General features: G+C 71.6%; 12 protein-coding genes and 1 riboswitch. Of the genes, 1 reads left to right on the top strand and 11 read right to left on the bottom strand.

Annotated elements, in window-relative coordinates:
- Positions 1 to 4 precede the first annotated feature (4 nt).
- The 7 genes from ACWD0J_RS13695 to ACWD0J_RS13725 form a co-directional block, all read right to left on the bottom strand.
- Positions 5 to 2,443 (bottom strand): ATP-binding protein, encoded by a 2,439-nt coding sequence (locus tag ACWD0J_RS13695; RefSeq protein WP_451495962.1) that lies wholly within the window; start codon positions 2,441 to 2,443, stop codon positions 5 to 7.
- A gap of 902 nt (positions 2,444 to 3,345) precedes the next feature.
- Positions 3,346 to 4,530 (bottom strand): MBL fold metallo-hydrolase, encoded by a 1,185-nt coding sequence (locus ACWD0J_RS13700; RefSeq protein WP_451495963.1) that lies wholly within the window; start codon positions 4,528 to 4,530, stop codon positions 3,346 to 3,348.
- 221 nt (positions 4,531 to 4,751) lie between these two features.
- Entirely contained in the window at positions 4,752 to 5,537 is a 786-nt protein-coding gene (locus ACWD0J_RS13705) for an SGNH/GDSL hydrolase family protein (protein ID WP_451495994.1), read from the bottom strand.
- 145 nt (positions 5,538 to 5,682) lie between these two features.
- Positions 5,683 to 6,399 (bottom strand): DUF6250 domain-containing protein, encoded by a 717-nt coding sequence (locus ACWD0J_RS13710; protein ID WP_451495964.1) that lies wholly within the window; start codon positions 6,397 to 6,399, stop codon positions 5,683 to 5,685.
- Complete coding sequence (locus ACWD0J_RS13715) at positions 6,383 to 8,284, bottom strand: rhamnogalacturonan lyase family protein (protein WP_451495965.1); 1,902 nt, start codon at positions 8,282 to 8,284, stop codon at positions 6,383 to 6,385. The genes ACWD0J_RS13710 and ACWD0J_RS13715 overlap by 17 nt, the downstream gene beginning before the upstream one ends.
- A gap of 284 nt (positions 8,285 to 8,568) precedes the next feature.
- A complete protein-coding gene (locus tag ACWD0J_RS13720; RefSeq protein WP_451495966.1) occupies positions 8,569 to 9,579 on the bottom strand; it encodes a M23 family metallopeptidase in 1,011 nt (336 codons plus the stop codon).
- Between the two features lie 4 nt (positions 9,580 to 9,583).
- Positions 9,584 to 9,742, bottom strand: a riboswitch (cyclic di-AMP (ydaO/yuaA leader).
- A 302-nt stretch (positions 9,743 to 10,044) separates the two neighbouring features.
- Positions 10,045 to 12,120 carry an alpha-galactosidase gene (locus ACWD0J_RS13725; RefSeq protein ID WP_451495967.1) on the bottom strand — a complete coding sequence of 692 codons (2,076 nt, stop codon included), beginning with the start codon at positions 12,118 to 12,120 and terminating at the stop codon, positions 10,045 to 10,047.
- 181 nt (positions 12,121 to 12,301) lie between these two features.
- On the opposite strand from ACWD0J_RS13725, the gene ACWD0J_RS13730 reads away from it, so the two are divergent.
- Positions 12,302 to 13,099, top strand: coding sequence for a tyrosine-protein phosphatase (locus ACWD0J_RS13730; protein WP_451495968.1), 798 nt, complete (start codon positions 12,302 to 12,304; stop codon positions 13,097 to 13,099).
- Between the two features lie 31 nt (positions 13,100 to 13,130).
- Here ACWD0J_RS13730 and ACWD0J_RS13735 read toward each other — a convergent pair whose 3' ends face one another.
- From ACWD0J_RS13735 to dxs, 4 genes are all read right to left on the bottom strand, one after another.
- The gene (locus tag ACWD0J_RS13735; RefSeq protein WP_451495969.1) at positions 13,131 to 13,250 is read right to left on the bottom strand and encodes a DUF6126 family protein; all 120 of its coding nucleotides are present in this window, start codon (positions 13,248 to 13,250) and stop codon (positions 13,131 to 13,133) included.
- Positions 13,247 to 13,924: a helix-turn-helix domain-containing protein gene (locus ACWD0J_RS13740; protein ID WP_451495970.1), complete on the bottom strand. Its 678-nt coding sequence runs from the start codon at positions 13,922 to 13,924 to the stop codon at positions 13,247 to 13,249. The genes ACWD0J_RS13735 and ACWD0J_RS13740 overlap by 4 nt, the downstream gene beginning before the upstream one ends.
- Before the next feature lie 69 nt (positions 13,925 to 13,993).
- Positions 13,994 to 15,412 (bottom strand): aspartate aminotransferase family protein, encoded by a 1,419-nt coding sequence (locus ACWD0J_RS13745; protein ID WP_451495971.1) that lies wholly within the window; start codon positions 15,410 to 15,412, stop codon positions 13,994 to 13,996.
- The gene (gene dxs / locus ACWD0J_RS13750; RefSeq protein ID WP_451495972.1) at positions 15,409 to 17,349 is read right to left on the bottom strand and encodes a 1-deoxy-D-xylulose-5-phosphate synthase; all 1,941 of its coding nucleotides are present in this window, start codon (positions 17,347 to 17,349) and stop codon (positions 15,409 to 15,411) included. The genes ACWD0J_RS13745 and dxs overlap by 4 nt, the downstream gene beginning before the upstream one ends.
- Between the last annotated feature and the right edge of the window lie 4 nt (positions 17,350 to 17,353).

The following is a 17,353-nucleotide window of genomic DNA, read 5'->3' on the forward strand; positions in this document are numbered from 1 at the left end:
GTGGTCATCCGGCGGGTGCGCTCCCGTCGTGCCGGGTGCCGTGGTCGGGATCGGGATCGGGATCGGGGCTGAAGTCGGTACCGGGCGCGGGACCGTTCTCCGGCCTCCCCCGCTCTTCGCGGGACGCCGGCGCCGCGCGCGCAGAGCGCGCCTCGGCGGGACCGGCCCGCTCGCTGGGGCGCGGGTCCATGAGGGACGGCTCCATGGGGCGCGGCTCCATGGAGGACGCCTCCGTGTGCCCGGACGGGCCCATGTGGCCGCGCTCCGTGTCGACCGACCCGAGGGGGCCGTGGCCGAGGTCAGCTGACCTCACGTCAGGGAACCTCATGTCGGTCGATGCCCTACCCGAGGACTCCGGGTAGGGCGACCCGGCATCAACCGCCCTCATGTCCGCCGCCTTCATGTCCGCCGATGCCATGTCGGTCGATGCCATGTCGGTCGATGCCACATCGGTCGATGTCCGGGCGGACAACTCCATGTGGGTCGCCCCCGCGTCAGCCGACCCCGTGTGAGGCGACGCCACGGAAGTCGTCGTGTCGCCGGACGCCGCCTCCAGGTGCTGCTGCGCCTCGGCGAGGCCGATACCGCGCTGGAAGGCCGCCATGAGCCCCGGGTCGTGGTCGGCCGGGTACTCGGTGTCCTGGCGCGGCGCGGGGCCGTCGCGCAGTTGGGGTGCGATGTGCTCCTGGGCCCGTCGCCGGGGCAGTTGGGGCTTGCCCATGGTGCCGCGTACGGCACCGCCGCGCGGGGTGGGCGGCGCGCCCGTGTGCTCCGCGACGAGGGGCCGGTCGTCGGCCCTGATGCCGGGCACGGCCTCCGCCGGAGTGGGCCGCTCCGCACGGGCACCGCGCACGGGCAGCGGCGGCGGACCACCGCCGTTCGACGCCGCGGCAACAGCCGAACCCGAGCCGGAGTCCGGTCCCCAGTCCACATCGGAGACCGCACCCGGGCTCGTGGCCGGGGCACCGCCCTGTCCCGAAGCTGAACTCGACCCCGTGGTCCCTGTGGTCCCCCTGGTCCCCCGCTGTGCAGGAGACGCGCTCCGCTGCGGGCGCTGTGCGGTGGGCGGCCGGGAGGGCGCCGACGGTGGAACGGCGCCCTGTGTCGTCGCCGCGCGCCGGTGTGTTCCCTCGGGCCCGGGCTGCGGCGGCGACGCCGCCGGACCAGCGGTGCCCGCAGGTCCGACCGGTCCCGCCGGTCCGTCCGGCGGCTGCGGTACCACGCCGGGGGCGCCCGGTACGGCGCCCAGGAGGGCCTGCGGCACGACAAGCACGGCCTGGACCCCGCCGTAGATGTTGGTCTGCAGGCGGACGTGAATGCCGTGCCGCTTGGCGAGCTGCGAGACGACGAACAGCCCGATACGCCCGTCCGCCAGCAGGCTGGCGACGTTGACCTGGTCCGGGTCGGCGAGCAGGGCGTTCATCCGGCTCTGTTCGCCGACCGGCATGCCGAGTCCGCGGTCCTCCACCTCGACGGCCAGCCCCGAGGTGACGAGATTGGCCCGTAGCAGCACCTGAGTGTGCGGGGCGGAGAACACCGTGGCGTTCTCGACGAGTTCGGCGAGCAGATGGATGACGTCGGCGACGGCGTGGCCGCGCAGCTCGCCGTCGATGGGCGGCACGAGCTTGACCCGGGAGTACTGCTCGACCTCGGCGATGGCAGAGCGCAGCACCTCGGTCATCGAGACCGGGTTGCTCCACTGCCGGCGTGAGACGGCGCCGCCGAGCACGGCGAGGTTCTCGGCGTGACGGCGGATGCGGGTGGCGAGGTGGTCGACGTGGAAGAGGCCCTTCAGGAGATCGGGGTCCTCGATCTCGTTCTCCAGCTCGTCGAGGATGGAGATCTCGCGGTGCACCAGCGACTGCAGCCGCCGGGCGAGGTTGAGGAAGACCTCCAGCTTCTGTTCGCTGCCCGCCTGGCTGGAGAGCTGCGCGGCCTGCACCACGGCGCTGATGGCGCTGTCGTGCGCGCGGGCCAGGTCGGCCGCGAGCAGTTCGAAATCGTCGGCGTCCTCGGGCGGGCCGCTGCGCGGCGTGCGCCGGGGCGGTCCCTCACCGCGGCGCAGGGCGTCGACCAGGGCCCGGAGGTCGGCCTCGCCACGTGCGCTGCTGCGACGGAGGGCGCCGATCCGGTCGCTCACGGACCTGGCGGCACGGTCGGCGGCCACGGCGGCGATCAGGATGCCCGCGCAGGTCACCGAGACCGCGCCGACGAGGACGCTCAGAAGGCTGAGGCTGGGCCGTGCGCCGGTGGAGCGGACGGTGAACAGGACCGCGGCGCAGCCGCTGAGGGCGACGGCGACCGGCGGCAGCACGGCGAGACGCAGCAGCTGGGGCCGTATGTGGGTCTCGGGCAGCGCGGGAACGGCACGGGCGGCCGGCCGGCCGTGCCGTCCGCCCTCACGGCGGTCTGCGCGGGCGGCCGGTGCGCGGAGGTGAGACATCGGTGTCCTCGTCGTACTCGTCCGTCGGTCCTGATGGACAGGTGCGCATGCCGGGTGCGTGCCGCGGGCACGCGCATGCGGGCGTCGGTCGAGAGAACCGAACCTCTCGGCCCCACGTCATCCGACGGACACTCACAGTAGTCGGCGACACATCCGGCGCGATGAGCAGTTGACAAACTCGCACGGACAGCGTCCCGCTCTGGTATGAGGCTTCGCACGACAGATCGATAAGCCCTCGCGGGCTTGACCCCCAAAGCGTCTGGCGCCGATCACGCCTGGTCAGAAACGCTCAGGAATGGGCGAGGAGAGTCAGGCGGTCCGTGGTCGCCCCAGCTCTTCTCATGCGCCCGCGCAGCGCTCACGACCGGCTCACGACCGACTCACAGACACGATCCCAAGGGCTCCGGCGCCCCGCACGACACCGCTCGGAATGTCACGGAGCGTGCCGGTCCTGGCCAAGACGGCGGACGGTCGACGCGTGCCCCTCGCTGGACGGCTACCGCCCAGCGACCGTCGTCGTCACCGCGCCGCGCCATGCCCAGCACGCACACGGCCCAGGACGGCCACGGCCCAGCACGCACACGGCTCAGGACGGGCACGGCCCAGGACGGCCCAGCACATCCCGACGCCACGACCGCAGCCCACCGCTCGGCGCCCGGCGAGGGCGCCGGATGCGCTTGCTCCGCAGGCGAGCAGTTCCTTGCCCACGGACGCACGCGGTCCAGCCGGACGGACGGCATCGCGCACGCGGTGCTCGCCTCACGCCATGACCGGTGCGCCTCCGTGCCGATGCGCCTCCGTGCCGATGCGCCTCCGTGCCGATGCACCTGCGTGCCGATGCACCTGCCTGCCGGTGCACCGGCCCGCCCGTGTCGTCCAGGTGCTGCGACCCGGCCCGTCGCTCAGCCCTCGCCCACGAGGTCGAGGTCGTCGCGGCTGGTCATCGTCGGCGGCTGGGGCGTGGGCCAGTCGCGCTTCAGGGGCCGGGACACGTCCCGCCACCACGGACGCACCGGCAGTTCCCCCGCGGGCTCGAACGGCTGTCCCGGCACGGGTACGGCGACGGCCTGCCCGACCGCCTCACCGGCAGCCAGGGTCCACTCCCCCGGCTCCGCCCACGCGTGCGCGGCGAGATTGAAGGTCCCCCAGTGGATCGGCAGCATCGCGCCACGCGCTTGCCCGCCCTGGAGGTCGAGATGGGCGCGCATGCCCTCCTCGGGGGTCATGTGGATGTCCGGCCAGAACTCGCTGTAGGCGCCGATCTGGATCATCGTGGCGTCGAAGGGACCGTGCTCGGCGCCGATGTCCTGGAATCCGCTGAAGTAACCGGTGTCGCCGCTGTGGTAGATCCGGTGCGCGTCCCCGGCGACGACCCAGGAGGCCCAGAGGGTGTGCTGGGTGTTGCGCAGGCCGCGACCGCAGAAGTGACGGGCCGGGGTGGCGGTCAGGGTGAGCCCGCCGACCTTGGTGGTCTCGTGCCAGTCCAGCTCGCGCAGCCGGTCGGCGGACACGCCCCAGTGCTCCAGGTGGGCGCCGACGCCGAGCGGCACGGCGAACACGGTGTCGGTGCCGGCCAGCGCCTTGATCGTGGGCAGGTCCAGGTGGTCGTAGTGGTCGTGCGAGATCACGACGACGTCGACCGGGCCGAGCGCGGCCAGCGGCAGGGGCACCGGGTGCAGTCGCCGGGGCCCGGCGAAGGCGAACGGGGAGCAGCGCTCGCCCCAGACCGGGTCGAAGAGCACGCGGTGTCCGTCGATCTCGGCGAGCACGCTGGAGTGCCCCATCCACGTCAGCCTCAGCCCGGTGGCAGGGGGCTTCGAGATGTCGGCGAGGGTGGTGGCGTGCACCGGCACCGTGCCCTGCGGGGCGCGCCGGCTCCGCTCGTCCTTGTCCAGGAATGCCTTCGCGAGCTCCACCGACGAACCGGAGGGGCGGGTGCGGGCGGTGCCCCCCGGGTTCTGGAACACCCCGTCCTTGAAGTGGGGCGATCTGCGGATGCGCGCCAGGCGCTCACCGCTCGGGTCCGCGCCGAAGGCCGCGGGCCGCAGCGCGCGGAGCCCGGAGCTCGGGGAACGGAAACCGGTCACGGTGTACCTCCATGTGGAGTCGGTGAGACGTTCCATTATGGGCGGCCCCTCTGACAGCGGGGTTACCGGCCGACGTCCGTTCCGCGTTGACGGCGTGGGGACCGGCGCCGGGCCGGCAGGTCCCCGCCCCCGGCACCGGTCTTCAGTCCCGAGGCCGGTGGCCCGCCCGATGGCCCGCCCGGACACCCGCACGCCCTCAGGCCCCTCAGTCCCTCACGCCCTCAGGCCACCGATGTGATCCGTGTCCTGATGTCGTGCGGCGACAGCGTGCCCTTGGCGGTCACATGGTCGCCGGACGACTCCCCGCGCAGCCTGCGTCCGATCCACGGCACCAGGTACTCGCGCGCCCAGTGCACGTCGTCCCGCCGGATCTCCAGGGTGCCGCGCGGCGGCAGCGGCGGCCAGGGCTGCTCCGGGTCGGCCGGGGTCTCCAGGCCGAGGACCTGGCCCGCGCGCAGTGCCACGCGCGTGTGCCCCTCGGGCGAGAGGTGGAGCCGGTCGCCGTCCCAGGCGCGGCGGTCCTGAATGGCTTTCAGGGACCACAGGTCGAGCACGGGACAGCCGTACCGGTCGGCGATGGCCCGCACATGCCCGTTGTAGGTGGCGATCTTGCCGCGCAGATGCCTCAGGACGGGCATGCGGCGGGTGTCGAACCCGGTCGTCACCATCACCGTGCCGGCGACGGCGGTGAGCTGGACGACCGCCCGCTCGAAGCGCTCGGCGACCTCGTCGGGGTCGGTGCCGGGCCGCAGGATGTCGTTGCCGCCCGCGCAGAAGGAGACCAGGTCGGGCGCGAGGGCGACGGCCTGGGGAAGCTGGCCGGCCACGACCTGGTCGAGCAGTTTCCCGCGCACGGCGAGGTTCGTGTACCGGAAGTCGCCCTCGGGGCGCCGGTCGGCGAGCAGGACCGCGAACCGGTCGGCCCAGCCGACCAACGCCCCGTCCGGCCCCGGGTCGCCGACGCCCTCGGTGAAGCTGTCCCCCACCGCCACGTACGACCCGATCACTGATCTGATGTCACTCTTCGAATCGTCTGCCACGTCGGCCCATGATTCCCCTTCGGATGTGAGCTACGCGACCGTAGGACAGGGTTGACGGGCGGTGAGATAGGCCACTCGTCAAAGATTGGTCAAGCCAGGAATAGCCCTTTCCTCAGCGCTGTTGAGGCGGCGACTGCCACACCCGGAAGCCGGCGATCCGGAAGTGGCTCCAGGTGGTCCGGAAGGCGAAGTGCCCGCTCGTGTACGGCTCCGGGTCGTGGTGGTCGAAGACGAGCCGCCCGTTGTTCCACCACCGCACGGTCGAACCGTCGGAGACGATCCGTACCCGGTTCGGCCGGTTCGGCACGAGCAGCGGCTCGGTGTAGTCGTACAGCAGCGGCCGGACGCCCGCCTCGCCGACGTAGCGGCGCAGCCGGGTCGTGGTGTTGGTGTTGGCGCCGTAGCCGACGTAGTACGTCTTCAGGTGGTCGTACTCGGCGAGGGCGCCGCCCCGCGCGGTGGCGAACAGGTCGTCCGGGGAGCGGACGTCGACGGCGTTCCAGAAGTTGTTGAGGTCGGAGACCCGGTCGTTGACACCGCCCGCCGACACCGGGGTGGCGGTGTACTCCAGCACGTACGGCCCTTCCAGCCGCCTCCTGAACCAGACCGTCGCGCCGGCGGGCACGTCGACCTCCAGGACGCCCCGGGAGGCGGTGACGGTGCCGCCCTTCTCGAGTTCCACGGCCCACTGGCCGAGACCGTGGCGGAAGTCGTCGTGGGCGACCAGGCGGCGGTGGCGGGGCGACGCGCTCGCGGTGGTCGCGGGGGCGAGGGCCGCGACGGCGGCTCCGGCGGCCAGGGCTGCGAAGGCTCTACGCGTGGTCGTCACGGGAAACGGCTCCTTCGACAGGGGTGATCGACGGCTTCGGCACGCGCCGGGTCTCGGTGCCGAGGTAGTAGTCGGTGTACGTGGACTGCAGATAGCCGCGCACGGTCCACCCGAGGCGGTAGGCCGGGTTCTGCGCGAGGGTGTACAGACGGGTCCGGGTCGGCTCGGTGGTCGTGTACAGGCGCAGGGCGGTGTGGTCGGCGGTCTCGGCGAGGATCTCCTCACGCCAGTCGCCGAGGACGTCGCCGTAGAACGGTGTCGCGTTGCGGGCGCCGGCGACGGCTGCGGGCGGGTCGAAGATCCTGGCGCTGGTCTCGGTGGCGGGGTCCCACTTCTCGACGTACGTGTGGTCGAGGAGCTCTGACGCCTTGTCACCGTCCCACCAGATCCGGAAGTTGACGCTCGGCGTGGTCGTGGAGACCTTGCCGTCGCGGACGTTGCGCACGCCCGCGCCGGGGGCGGTGACGTCGGCGGTGGAGGTCCAGTACTCGTAGCCGGGGTGACCGGGGTCGATGTCGGCGGCGTTGCCCCGGCCGACGTCGAGGTCGGCGTCGCTCTCCCAGGTGGCGGGGTGCTCGCCGGTCACCAGGCGCTCGCCGGTGTCGGCGTCGTAGTAGTACCAGGGGAACGTCGATACGACGCCCAGTTCCGACTGCTGGATGGCGAAGCCCTCCAGTCCCGGCCGGGCGGGGTCGAGGTCGGCGATGTCGAAGCGGTCGCCGTGCCCCGCGCCGGCGACGACGTAGCGCAGGGTGCCGTCGCTGTTCACGACGTAGTTGCCGTCCGCGATCTCGTCCCTGCCGTCCTGGTCGACGTCGACGGTGCGGATCTGGTGGAAGCTGGTCGCGCCGCTCGCCGGGTCCCCGACGTACTTCCACCGGCGGGTCAGCTCGACGCCGTCGAAGTCCCAGGTCTGGATGAGGGTCCGGAAGGCGCCCCGCTTGGCGCCGGCCCGGGTGACCAGCTTCGTGACCAGGCTGGGGTGTCGGCCGTCGAGATACGAGATGCCGAAGTGGCCGCCGGAGGGGCCGTCGGCGACGAAGTCGTCGGGGACGGGCTGCCGGGTGCGTTCGGCGCCGGTCGCGCCGTCGATCACCGACACGAACTGCTGGGCGGGTGAGGCGGCGGTGACCCGCTCGCCGTTCGCGAAGGTGGTTCCGTCGGCGGTGTGCACCAGCACCTCGGCGCGGCCGTCCCCGTCGAGGTCGTACACCGTCACGTTGTCGTCGTTGCGGTAGCCGCCGATCGCCGTCGAACCGCTGATCGCGGCGGGCGCCGGGTCGTTGGCACCGTTCCCGCCGACCTGGGTGTACGAGCCCGGCCCGAGGTCGACCCGCCACAGCCGCCGTCCGGTGAGCGTGTACGCCTCCAGCAGGTCGGGCCGGTCACGGGCCGGGGAGAGGCGGCTGACGACGAGTTCGTACCGTCCGTCGCCGTCGAGGTCGCCCGGCCAGGCGTGCTGCACGACGTAGCCGTCGGCGGTGGCGAGGGGGATCTCGGCATAGCCCCGGGAGAGGTCGAGCGCGGCCCGGCCCGGCTTCAGCTCCCGCCCGTCGACCACGGCTCGCACGGTGTACGTGCCGGTGCCCGGGCTGTCGTCCTGGTACGTCGTCGACCGGGTGACCGGCGCCCGGTTCAGCCGCCGTCCGTTCTTGTACACGTGGAAGCCGATGGCGTCGCCGTGCCGTGCGTACTCGGTGCCGAGCAGACGCCAGCTGAGGAACGTGCCTCTGCCGGACGGGACGGCGACCAGCCCCCGGTCGAGGTTCTCGACGCTCCTGCGCGAGGGCTCCGCGGCCTGGCCGGAGGGGGCGGCGAACAGCCCGGCGAGCAGGGCCGCGGCGGTGACGGCGACAGTTCTTCGGCGTCGGCGGACGGGGTGCACGGGAACTCCTTCGGGACGTCGGCGGCAGGAAGCGCTTGCCTCACTGCGGAGTTCACTGTGTCCCCGCCCTTCCCTCGCTGTCGACGCTCCGGACCCCGGCGCCACAAGATCGCAATGCGGCGATCATGAACGAGACATGGGCGACATGAACGAGACAAGAACGCCCCCGGCGACCAGGAGTGCTCACCGGTCGGCTTCCCGCCCGCCCCCGAACACGCCGGAGGCCGGACCCGGGGATCGGGGTCCGGCCTTCGGCGGCGTGTCAGACAGGTGGTCGGCGGGCGTCAGCCGACGGAGACGCCCTTCGCGCGGAGGTAGGCGACCGGGTCGACGTCCGAACCGTAGCCGGGCGAGGTGCGGATCTCGAAGTGCAGGTGCGGGCCCGTCACGTTTCCGGTCGCGCCGGAGAGGCCTATCTGCTGCCCCGCGGCCACGGTCTGGCCGCTGGAGACGGAGAGCGAGGACAGGTGCGCGTACTGCGCGTAGTAGCCGTCGGCCAGCTGGATGACGACCTGGTTGCCGTACGCGCCGCCCCAGCCCGCGGAGACGACCGTGCCCGCGCCCACGGACTTCAGGGAAGTACCGGTCGGGACGACGAAGTCGACACCGGTGTGGTAGCCGCTGGACCACATGCTGCCGGACATCCGGTACGGGGTTCCGACGGTGGCACCGGCCACCGGAGCGGAGAACCCGCTCGCGGTGCTGGCGGTTCCGGCGCTCTGGGTGGTGGCCGTCGACTCCTGCGACGAGGAGGTCTTCGACGAGGAGGCGGACGAATCCGACGAGGAGGCGGACGAATCCGACTTCTTCGACTCCGACTTCTGCGACGAGGAGGACGAGGAGCCGGACGACGAGGAGTCCGAGGACTCGGTCTTCGGCGTGCCGGCGGCGGCCTTCTTGCCGATCGTGAGTTTCAGACCGGGGTGGATCAGCGACGGGTCCTCGCCGACGGCCTCGCGGTTGTCGGCGTAGAGCTTCTGCCAGCCACCGCTGACACTCTGCTCGTCGGCGATCTTCGCGAGATAGTCACCGGCCCGCACCGCATAGGTCTTCACGCCGGACGTCTGCGTGGCGGCCTTCTTCTCGGCCGCCGGCTTTTCGGCCACCGCATTCTTCGCGGCGGTGGGAACCGATGACTGAACGGCATTTTCCGTGACGGACTGGGCACTCGCCGCATGGGCGCCGGTGGCTCCCAGGAGCGGAAGGGCGAGTGCGGCGCCGCCGGTTCCGGCGACGGCGATGGAACGAGTGAAGCGCTGAGCCTTGGGGCGGCGGTGCTTACCCTTCGCGGGCATGACGAATTCCTCTCCGGCGCCTGCGAGGTGAGCTGTCGGGTGCGGGCTGGAGATGCCCGGCCGTACCGGAGTACGGCTTAACCCCTAGCCTGTTCCGGAGACCGGAACAGGCGGTTGTGCCTGTGGGTCCCCCGCTCCTGCCGTGGACGGGTGAGTGTGCGGGCTCCGGGCGGCGGCAGGATTGGGCGTCCGTCCGGATCGGTGGTGAACGTAAGCGACCAAGACGCACAGGGACAAGTAGAGGTTGTATGTGAATGCGCTTCTCTTGATCCTGTGAGGGAATTCCTGGTCACCCTCCGTCAATCGGAGGGCACCTCCTCACCCCGAATTCCCATGTGGAGTATGTGCATTACGTGAACATGACGGGCGACGCACGGTCACGAGTATGACGCTCCTCACGCCCCGCCCATCAGATACCCCTATTCCAGCCAGAGTTGAACTAAGACGCCAATTCAGGCAGAAGTCTCAAATGCGGCGCAACCGGAGAACTGCCGCATCCAGGTCGCCGTGCAGTCCGGTCCGCAGCCCGTGATGCAGCAGGACGGCCCCCCGGTGGACTTCGCCCGTTTCACGGCATTCGTACGACGCCGTCGGGTCGAGTCCGCGCAGCCGCACCGCCGGGACGGGCTCGCCGTGATGCTGCGCCTGGAGCCAGGCGAGGACGACCGCCTCGTCGCCGAGCACGTACTGCACCGCGCTCAGTCCGCCCTCCGGGGGCCGCAGCCGGTAGAGGTCGCCCCGCTGCACCAGGGGCCGGATCTCCTTGTAGAGAGCCACCCAGTCGCCCGCCTCGGCGAGTTCCTCCTCGGTCCACTCGGCAAGGTCGCCGCCGACTCCGAGCACCCCGGCCATGGCGCTGACGAACCGGAACCGCAGTGAGCTGACCCGGCCGTTGAGCTGGGTGTTGGGGCTGTCGGTGACCCAGGCGGCCATCACGCGCGCGGGGTGGATCTGGCTGAAGCCGTGCTGGATGGCGAGCCGGTCCAGCGGGTCGGTGTTGTCGGAGGTCCACACCTGGTCCGTACGGCTCATGACACCCAGGTCGATCCGGCCGCCGCCGCCCGAGCAGGACTCGAAGGCGACGCCCGGGTGCGCCGCACGCAGCCGGTCCAGCAGCCGGTAGAGCGCGTCGACGTGGTCGACCCACAGGCGCTGCGGGTAGGCGTCGCCGGGCCAGCCCGCGTCGGTGAAGCAGCGGTTGAAGTCCCACTTCACGTAGTCGATCGGGGCGCTGGAGAGCAGTCCGTGGAGCTGCTCCCACAGGTACTCCTGGACGTCCTCGCGGGCGAGGTTCAGTACGAGCTGGTTGCGCAGCTCCGTCCGCTTTCGTCCCGGTTGGTACTGCACCCAGTCGGGGTGGGCGCGGTAGAGGTCGCTGTTCGGGTTGACCATCTCCGGCTCGACCCAGATGCCGAACTGCATGCCGAGGCCGTGGACGTAGTCGGCCAAGGGCTTGATGCCGCCGGGGAAGCGGTCCGGGTTGGGCGTCCAGTCGCCGAGTCCGGCGCGGTCGCTGGTGCGCTTGCCGAACCAGCCGTCGTCCACGACGAACAGCTCGACGCCCATCGCCGCCGCCCGGCGGGCCAGCACCCCCTGCTGCTCCTCGGAGATGTCGAACTCCGTGGCCTCCCAGGAGTTGAACAGCACGGGCCGGTCCCGGTCCGCGTCCGGGATGACGTGGGCGCGCTGATAGGCGTGCCAGGCGCGGCTCGCCCCGCCGAAGCCGCCGTCGCTCCACAGGCCGGCGAAGACGGGCGTGGTGAAGGACTCGCCCGCCGCCAGCCGCAGCAGGCCGGAGTCGTCGTAGCCCGCCCCGCCGGTGATCTGCACGCGGGTGTCGGGGAGTTCGGCGACGGCGATGCGCCAGGAACCGGACCAGCCGAGGGCGCAGCCGTAGACCTCGCCGCGCTCCTCGGTCGCGTCGGTGTCCAGCGCGACCCACGGCAGGTGCTGGTGCCCGGTGTGGCCGCGGCGGCTGCCGATGACCTTCTCACCGTAGGTGAGGGGGGCGCGTACGAGCCGGGACTCCGCGGCCCAGCGGCCGTGCAGCTGGGACAGCCGCCAGCCGTCCTCCCGGTCGGGCAGGGTCCAGGTGGCGGAGTCGGCGCGCAGCACCTCGACCGCCGGGCCCTGGTTGTCCAGGGTCACCCAGCGCTCCACGACGTCGTGCCGCATCCGGTAGTGCAGCGTGATCGCCAGCTCGCCGTCACGGAACCGCAGCCGCAGCTCGTCGTCCTCGGCCCTCTCGTACGCGTCGAAGCGCCACTCGGTGCCGCGTCGCTCCTGGGTGCGCACGGACAGGGCGGGGCGGACGAAACGGGGGCCGCCCTCGACGGGGTACTCCTCACGTCCGTCGAGCGGGGACTCGAAGGGCCAGTAGTCCGGCAGCGGGCGGACGGCCAGGGCCTCGGCGTCGGCGAGCGCGATCCGCGGCCCCCAGTGCAGGTGGAGGAGCTCGTCCTCCCCGGTGAGATGGAGGGCGTAACTGCTGGTCGGCCCGGACAGAATCCACGTACGGCCGTTTCCGGCGATCTCCAGCATGCAGTCCCTCACAGATACGAACAGACACGAACAGGTGCACTCAGGCGTCAACATCATCAAGGGCCGCGAGCCCTCGGTGCAACGCCTGTGGACAACTCATTGCCCCAGGCAGCCATGTCGTATCGTCGAAGGCGTGCCCGTCGTCGAGCCGCGTCGGCGGGACCGAATGGGAGGAGTCCCCGTGACGCAGCAGGTCCCGTCGACCGAGCCCGAGCTGGCCGCAGTGCGCAACTTCCGGGACGTGGGCGGGCTGCCGACCGTGGACGGCCGCCGGGTGCGGCAGGGCGTGCTGTTCCGCAGCGGCCACCTCGCGCACGCGACCGAACAGGACGCCGGCTTCCTCGCCTCCCTGGGCCTGCGCACGGTCTTCGACTTCCGCAACGCGGCGGACCAGAAACTGGAAGGTCCCGACATCGAGCTGCCGGGCGTGCGGAATGTGAACCTGCCGCTGAGCGATCCGGCGGACGGCGCCGAGTTCTGGAAGATGGTCCGCGACGGCGAGATCGACCAGCTGCGCGAGATCCTCGGCGACGGCAAGGCCGCGCGCCGCATGATCGCCTCGTACCGCTCGATCGTCACGGAGCGCACCGCCGAGCACTCCCAGGTGCTGCGCGCGCTCGCCGACGACAGCGTCCCCGCGCTCATGCACTGCGCCGCCGGCAAGGACCGCGCGGGGCTGTCCATAGCCGTGACCCTGCTCGCCCTGGGCGTGGAGCGGGAGGCGATCTTCGCCGACTACCTGGAGTCGAACGCCAAGCACCGCCGCTACAAGGTGCGCCGCAGCGGCAGCTCCTCCTCGGCCTACTCCCCCGAGGTGATGGAGCTGCTCAGCCCCCTGTTCGACGCCCGCGCCGAGTATCTGACGGCCGCCTTCGAGACGATCGAGGAGACCTGGGGTGGCGTCGACGCCTACCTGGAGAAGGGCCTGGGGATCACCCCGGAGATCCGGGAGCGGCTGCGGGACCGGCTGCTCGAATGAGGCGTACGGCCCCGCCCGGCGCCGGCGGCCGCTACGTGGCCCCCACCTCGAACAGCACGTAGATGAAGGCCGCGAAGAGATGGCCGACCGCGAGGTAGATGATCAGTCGCACCCACAGGGCGCGCGGGAACTTCTCCTCCATGTCACTCATGGCATGTCTCCGAAGGTGGGGCCCAGGCACAGCGTGGCCGTGGGGCTCTGCAGCAGGGTGTGGACGAACAGGAGGTCGACTCCGTCGGGGTCCTGGGCGGCGATGCGGTGCGGGGTCAGCGAGTCGAAGTGCGCGCTGTCGCCCGCCGCGAGCCGGTGCGTGGTGTCCCCGAGGCGCAGCCGCAGCCGCCCCTGGAGCACGTAGAGCCATTCCTCGCCGGGGTGGACGCGCACCATGTCGCCCTGGGAGCCGTGCGGGACATGGACGCGCAGTGCCTGCATGCCGCGGCCGGGTGCGCCGGCCTGCCAGTAGGTCCAGCCGCCGGCCGCGGTCGGTTCCATGGCGGCGGCGCGCACCACGGCGTCCCGGCCGGCGACCGTCTCACCGAGCAGCTCCGAAACCGTCGTACCGTAGATGCGGGCGAGCGCGAGCAGCATCGGCAGCGAAGGCTGACGCTGTCCGGTCTCCAGCCGGGACAGATGGGCGGGCGACAGCCCGGCGGCGCGGGCGGCGGCCTCAAGGGTGAGGGAGGCCTGGCGGCGCAGGGCGCGCAACTGGGGCGCGACCAGGGGGACCGCCTCGGCAGGCGGCCCGGAGCCGGGCCCGGTGCCGGACCCGGGCGGCCCCGTCCCGGGCTCGGACTCATCGGACTCAGGGGAGTTCATGCACTCCATTGAGCCGGAGCCTTGCCTCTGCGGCAAATCTGTTGCCTCAGAGGCAAAGCCGCCTCCTGGGCGGGCGTCCTAGCGGTTCGCCACCGCCTGCTTGATCAGTGTCTTGCCGAAGTCCCACATCAGGCCGCCGCCGCTGTGCGCGTCGTCCATCACGTCGGTGAAGGCGTTCACGAACCGGTCCACCTCCCGCTCGCCGACGACCAGCGGCGGAATCAGCTTGATCACCTCCAGGTGGTCGCCGGAGACCTGGGTGAGGATCCGGTGCCGCTGGAGCAGCGGGACGACCACCATTTGTGCGAACAGCCCCTTGCGGGCCGCCTGCAGCATGGCCCACCGGCCGCGCAGCTTCAGCGAGGTGGGCCTGCCGAACTCGATGCCGATCATCAGGCCCCGGCCGCGGACGTCGGCCAGCAGCTCGTACCGGTCGATCAGTGCCGTCAGCCGGGCCTTCAGCAGTTCCCCGGTGGCCCGGGCGCCCGCGACGATCTGCTCGTTCTCCAGCACCGACAGGACGGCCAGCCCCGCCGCCATGGCCTGCGCGTTGGAGCCGAAGCTCGCCGAGTGGACCAGCACCCGGTCCATCGACGAGTAGACCTTCCGGAAGATCCAGTCCTTGCCGAGGGTCGCGCCGACGGGCACGTACCCGCCGGACAGGGCCTTGGCCACGCACACCAGGTCGGGTTCGACGCCCTCCTCGTGCTGGTAGGCGTAGAAGTCGCCGGTGCGGCCCAGTCCCGTCTGCACCTCGTCCGCGATGAGCAGGGCCTTGTGGCGGTGCAGGAGTTCCTGGGCGGCGCGCAGATAGCCGGGCGGGGACTCGTGCACGCCCTTGCCCTGGATCGGCTCGACGATCAGGGCGGCCACGTCGCCCTTCTTCAACTCCCGTGCCAGCGCGTCGAGATCTCCGAGCGGGATGCCCGTGTCGGGCAGCAGCGGGGCGAAGCCGTCGCGGAAACCGTCCTCGCCGTTGACCGACAGCGAGCCGGTGGTCAGGCCGTGGAAGGCGTGCTCGCAGTACAGGATCCGCGGTTTGCCGGTGGCGTACCGGGCGAACTTCAGCGCCCCCTCCACCGCCTCGGTCCCGCTGTTGCCGAAGAACACCCGGTCCAGGTGCGGGCTGTGTGCCAGCAGTTTCTCGGCCAGCAGCCCCGGCAGCGGCTGGCAGTCGAAGCGGGTGAGGTCGGCGAGCTGGGCGTCGAGGACGTCGTGCAGCGCCTTGCGGACGACGGGGTGGTGGCGGCCCAGGCCCATCACCCCGAACCCGGCGAGCATGTCCAGGTAGTCGTTGCCGTCCGCGTCCCAGAAGTAGGCGCCCTCGCCCCGCTCGTAGACCTTGTCGAAGCCGATGGTGTGCAGCATGCGCGGGAGCTGGTGGTTCAGGTACTTGCCGTGCAGCTCGTAGCGCTCGGCTCCGCGCTCGGCCAGCAGCGCGCCGAGGTCGAACTCCCCGGCCTGCGAGGAGGGCGACGCGGATTTGGCGGTTGTCATTCCTGATTCTCCTCGGACAGCTCTTCCTGTTTCTCCCCGGACAGCTCTTCCCGGACGGCCAGGTCCGCTTCCCTGGCGGCCAGACTCGCGCCGATCCGTCCGGCGACCTCGACGGGCGTGAGGCCGATGTCGGCGAGCACCTCGGCCCGCTTGGCGTGCGCGAGGAACTGCTCCGGGATGCCGAACCGCCGTACCGGGACGTCGACTTCCGCGTCGCCGAGGGCGAGCGCCACCGCGGCGCCCACGCCGGACGCGCGGCTGTTGTCCTCGACCACGGCGACCAGCCGGTGTTCGGCTGCGAGGCCGGGGAGCGCCGGGTCGACCGGTTTGACCCAGCGCGGGTCGACCACCGTGCAGCGGATACCGCGCGCTTCCAGCAGCCCGGCGGCCTGGAGGCAGACGGGCGCCATCACGCCCACGGCGACCAGCAGCACCTCGGGCCGCTCCGCGCGGTGCAGCACGTCCAGGCCGCCCACCCGGTCGACCGCCGGGATCACCGGTCCCACCGACTCCTTCGGGAAGCGGACCAGCGTCGGCGCGTCGCCCACCGTGACCGCCTCCCGGAGCTGCGCCCGCAACTGGTCGGCGTCCCGGGGTGCGGCGATCCTCAGACCGGGCACCACCTGGAGGATCGACATGTCCCACATGCCGTTGTGGGAGGCCCCGTCGGCACCGGTGACGCCGGCCCGGTCCAGCACGAAGGTGACCCCGCAGCGGTGCAGGGCGACGTCCATCAGGAGCTGGTCGAAGGCCCGGTTCAGGAACGTCGCGTAGACGGCCACGACCGGATGCAGTCCGCCCGTGGCGAGACCGGCGGCGGACACGGCCGCGTGCTGCTCGGCGATGCCGACATCCCAGACCCGGTCGGGGAAGCGGGCCGCGAACGGGCCGAGCCCCACCGGGTGCAGCATGGCCGCCGTGATCGCCACGACGTCGTCCCGCTCCTGCCCGATCCGTACCATCTCCTCGCCGAACACCGAGGTCCAGGACGGCCCGCCCGACGGCGTGAGCGGCTCGCAGGTGAGCGGGTCCATCACGCCGACGGTGTGGAAGTGGTCCTCCTCATGGGCGAGTGCGGGTTCGTAGCCGCGCCCCTTCTCGGTGAGGCAGTGCACGAGCACCGGGCCGTGGAAGCGCTTCGCGCGCCTGAGCGCCGACTCGACGGCCTTCAGGTCGTGCCCGTCGATCGGGCCGACGTACTTCAGGCCGAGGTCCTCGAACATGCCCTGCGGGGCGAACGCGTCCTTGAAGCCCTTCTTCGCCCCGTGCAGGGACTCGTAGAGGGTGTTGCCGACGAGCGGGGTCCGCAGCAGTACGTCCTTCCCCCAGGCCAGGACCTGCTCGTAGCCGTCGGTGGTCCGCAGGGTCGCGAGGTGGCTGGCGAGTCCGCCGATGGTCGGCGCGTACGAGCGCTCGTTGTCGTTGACGACGATGATCAGCGGCCGGTCCTTGGCGGCCGCGATGTTGTTGAGCGCCTCCCAGGCCATGCCGCCGGTCAGCGCCCCGTCGCCGATCACCGCGACGACATGGCCCTTCCCGCCCTGGACCTGGCGGGCCTTGGCGAGCCCGTCGGCCCAGCCGAGCGCGGTGGAGGCGTGGCTGTTCTCGATGACGTCGTGCTCGGACTCCTCGCGCGAGGGATAGCCGGACAGGCCGCCCTTGCCGCGCAGCTTGGAGAAGTCCTGACGGCCGGTCAGGAGCTTGTGGACGTAGCTCTGGTGGCCGGTGTCCCACAGGATGCGGTCGGCCGGCGACTCGAAGACCCGGTGGAGCGCGATGGAGAGTTCCACCACCCCCAGGTTGGGCCCGAGGTGTCCACCGGTCCTGGCGACCGCGTGCACCAGGAACTCCCGTATCTCTTCGGACAGTTCGCCGAGTTCCGCCTCGGACAGCGCCTTCAGGTCGCGTGGTCCCCGGATGTTCTCCAGAATCGTCACGTCG

Source organism: Streptomyces sp. NPDC003011, from assembly GCF_053591515.1.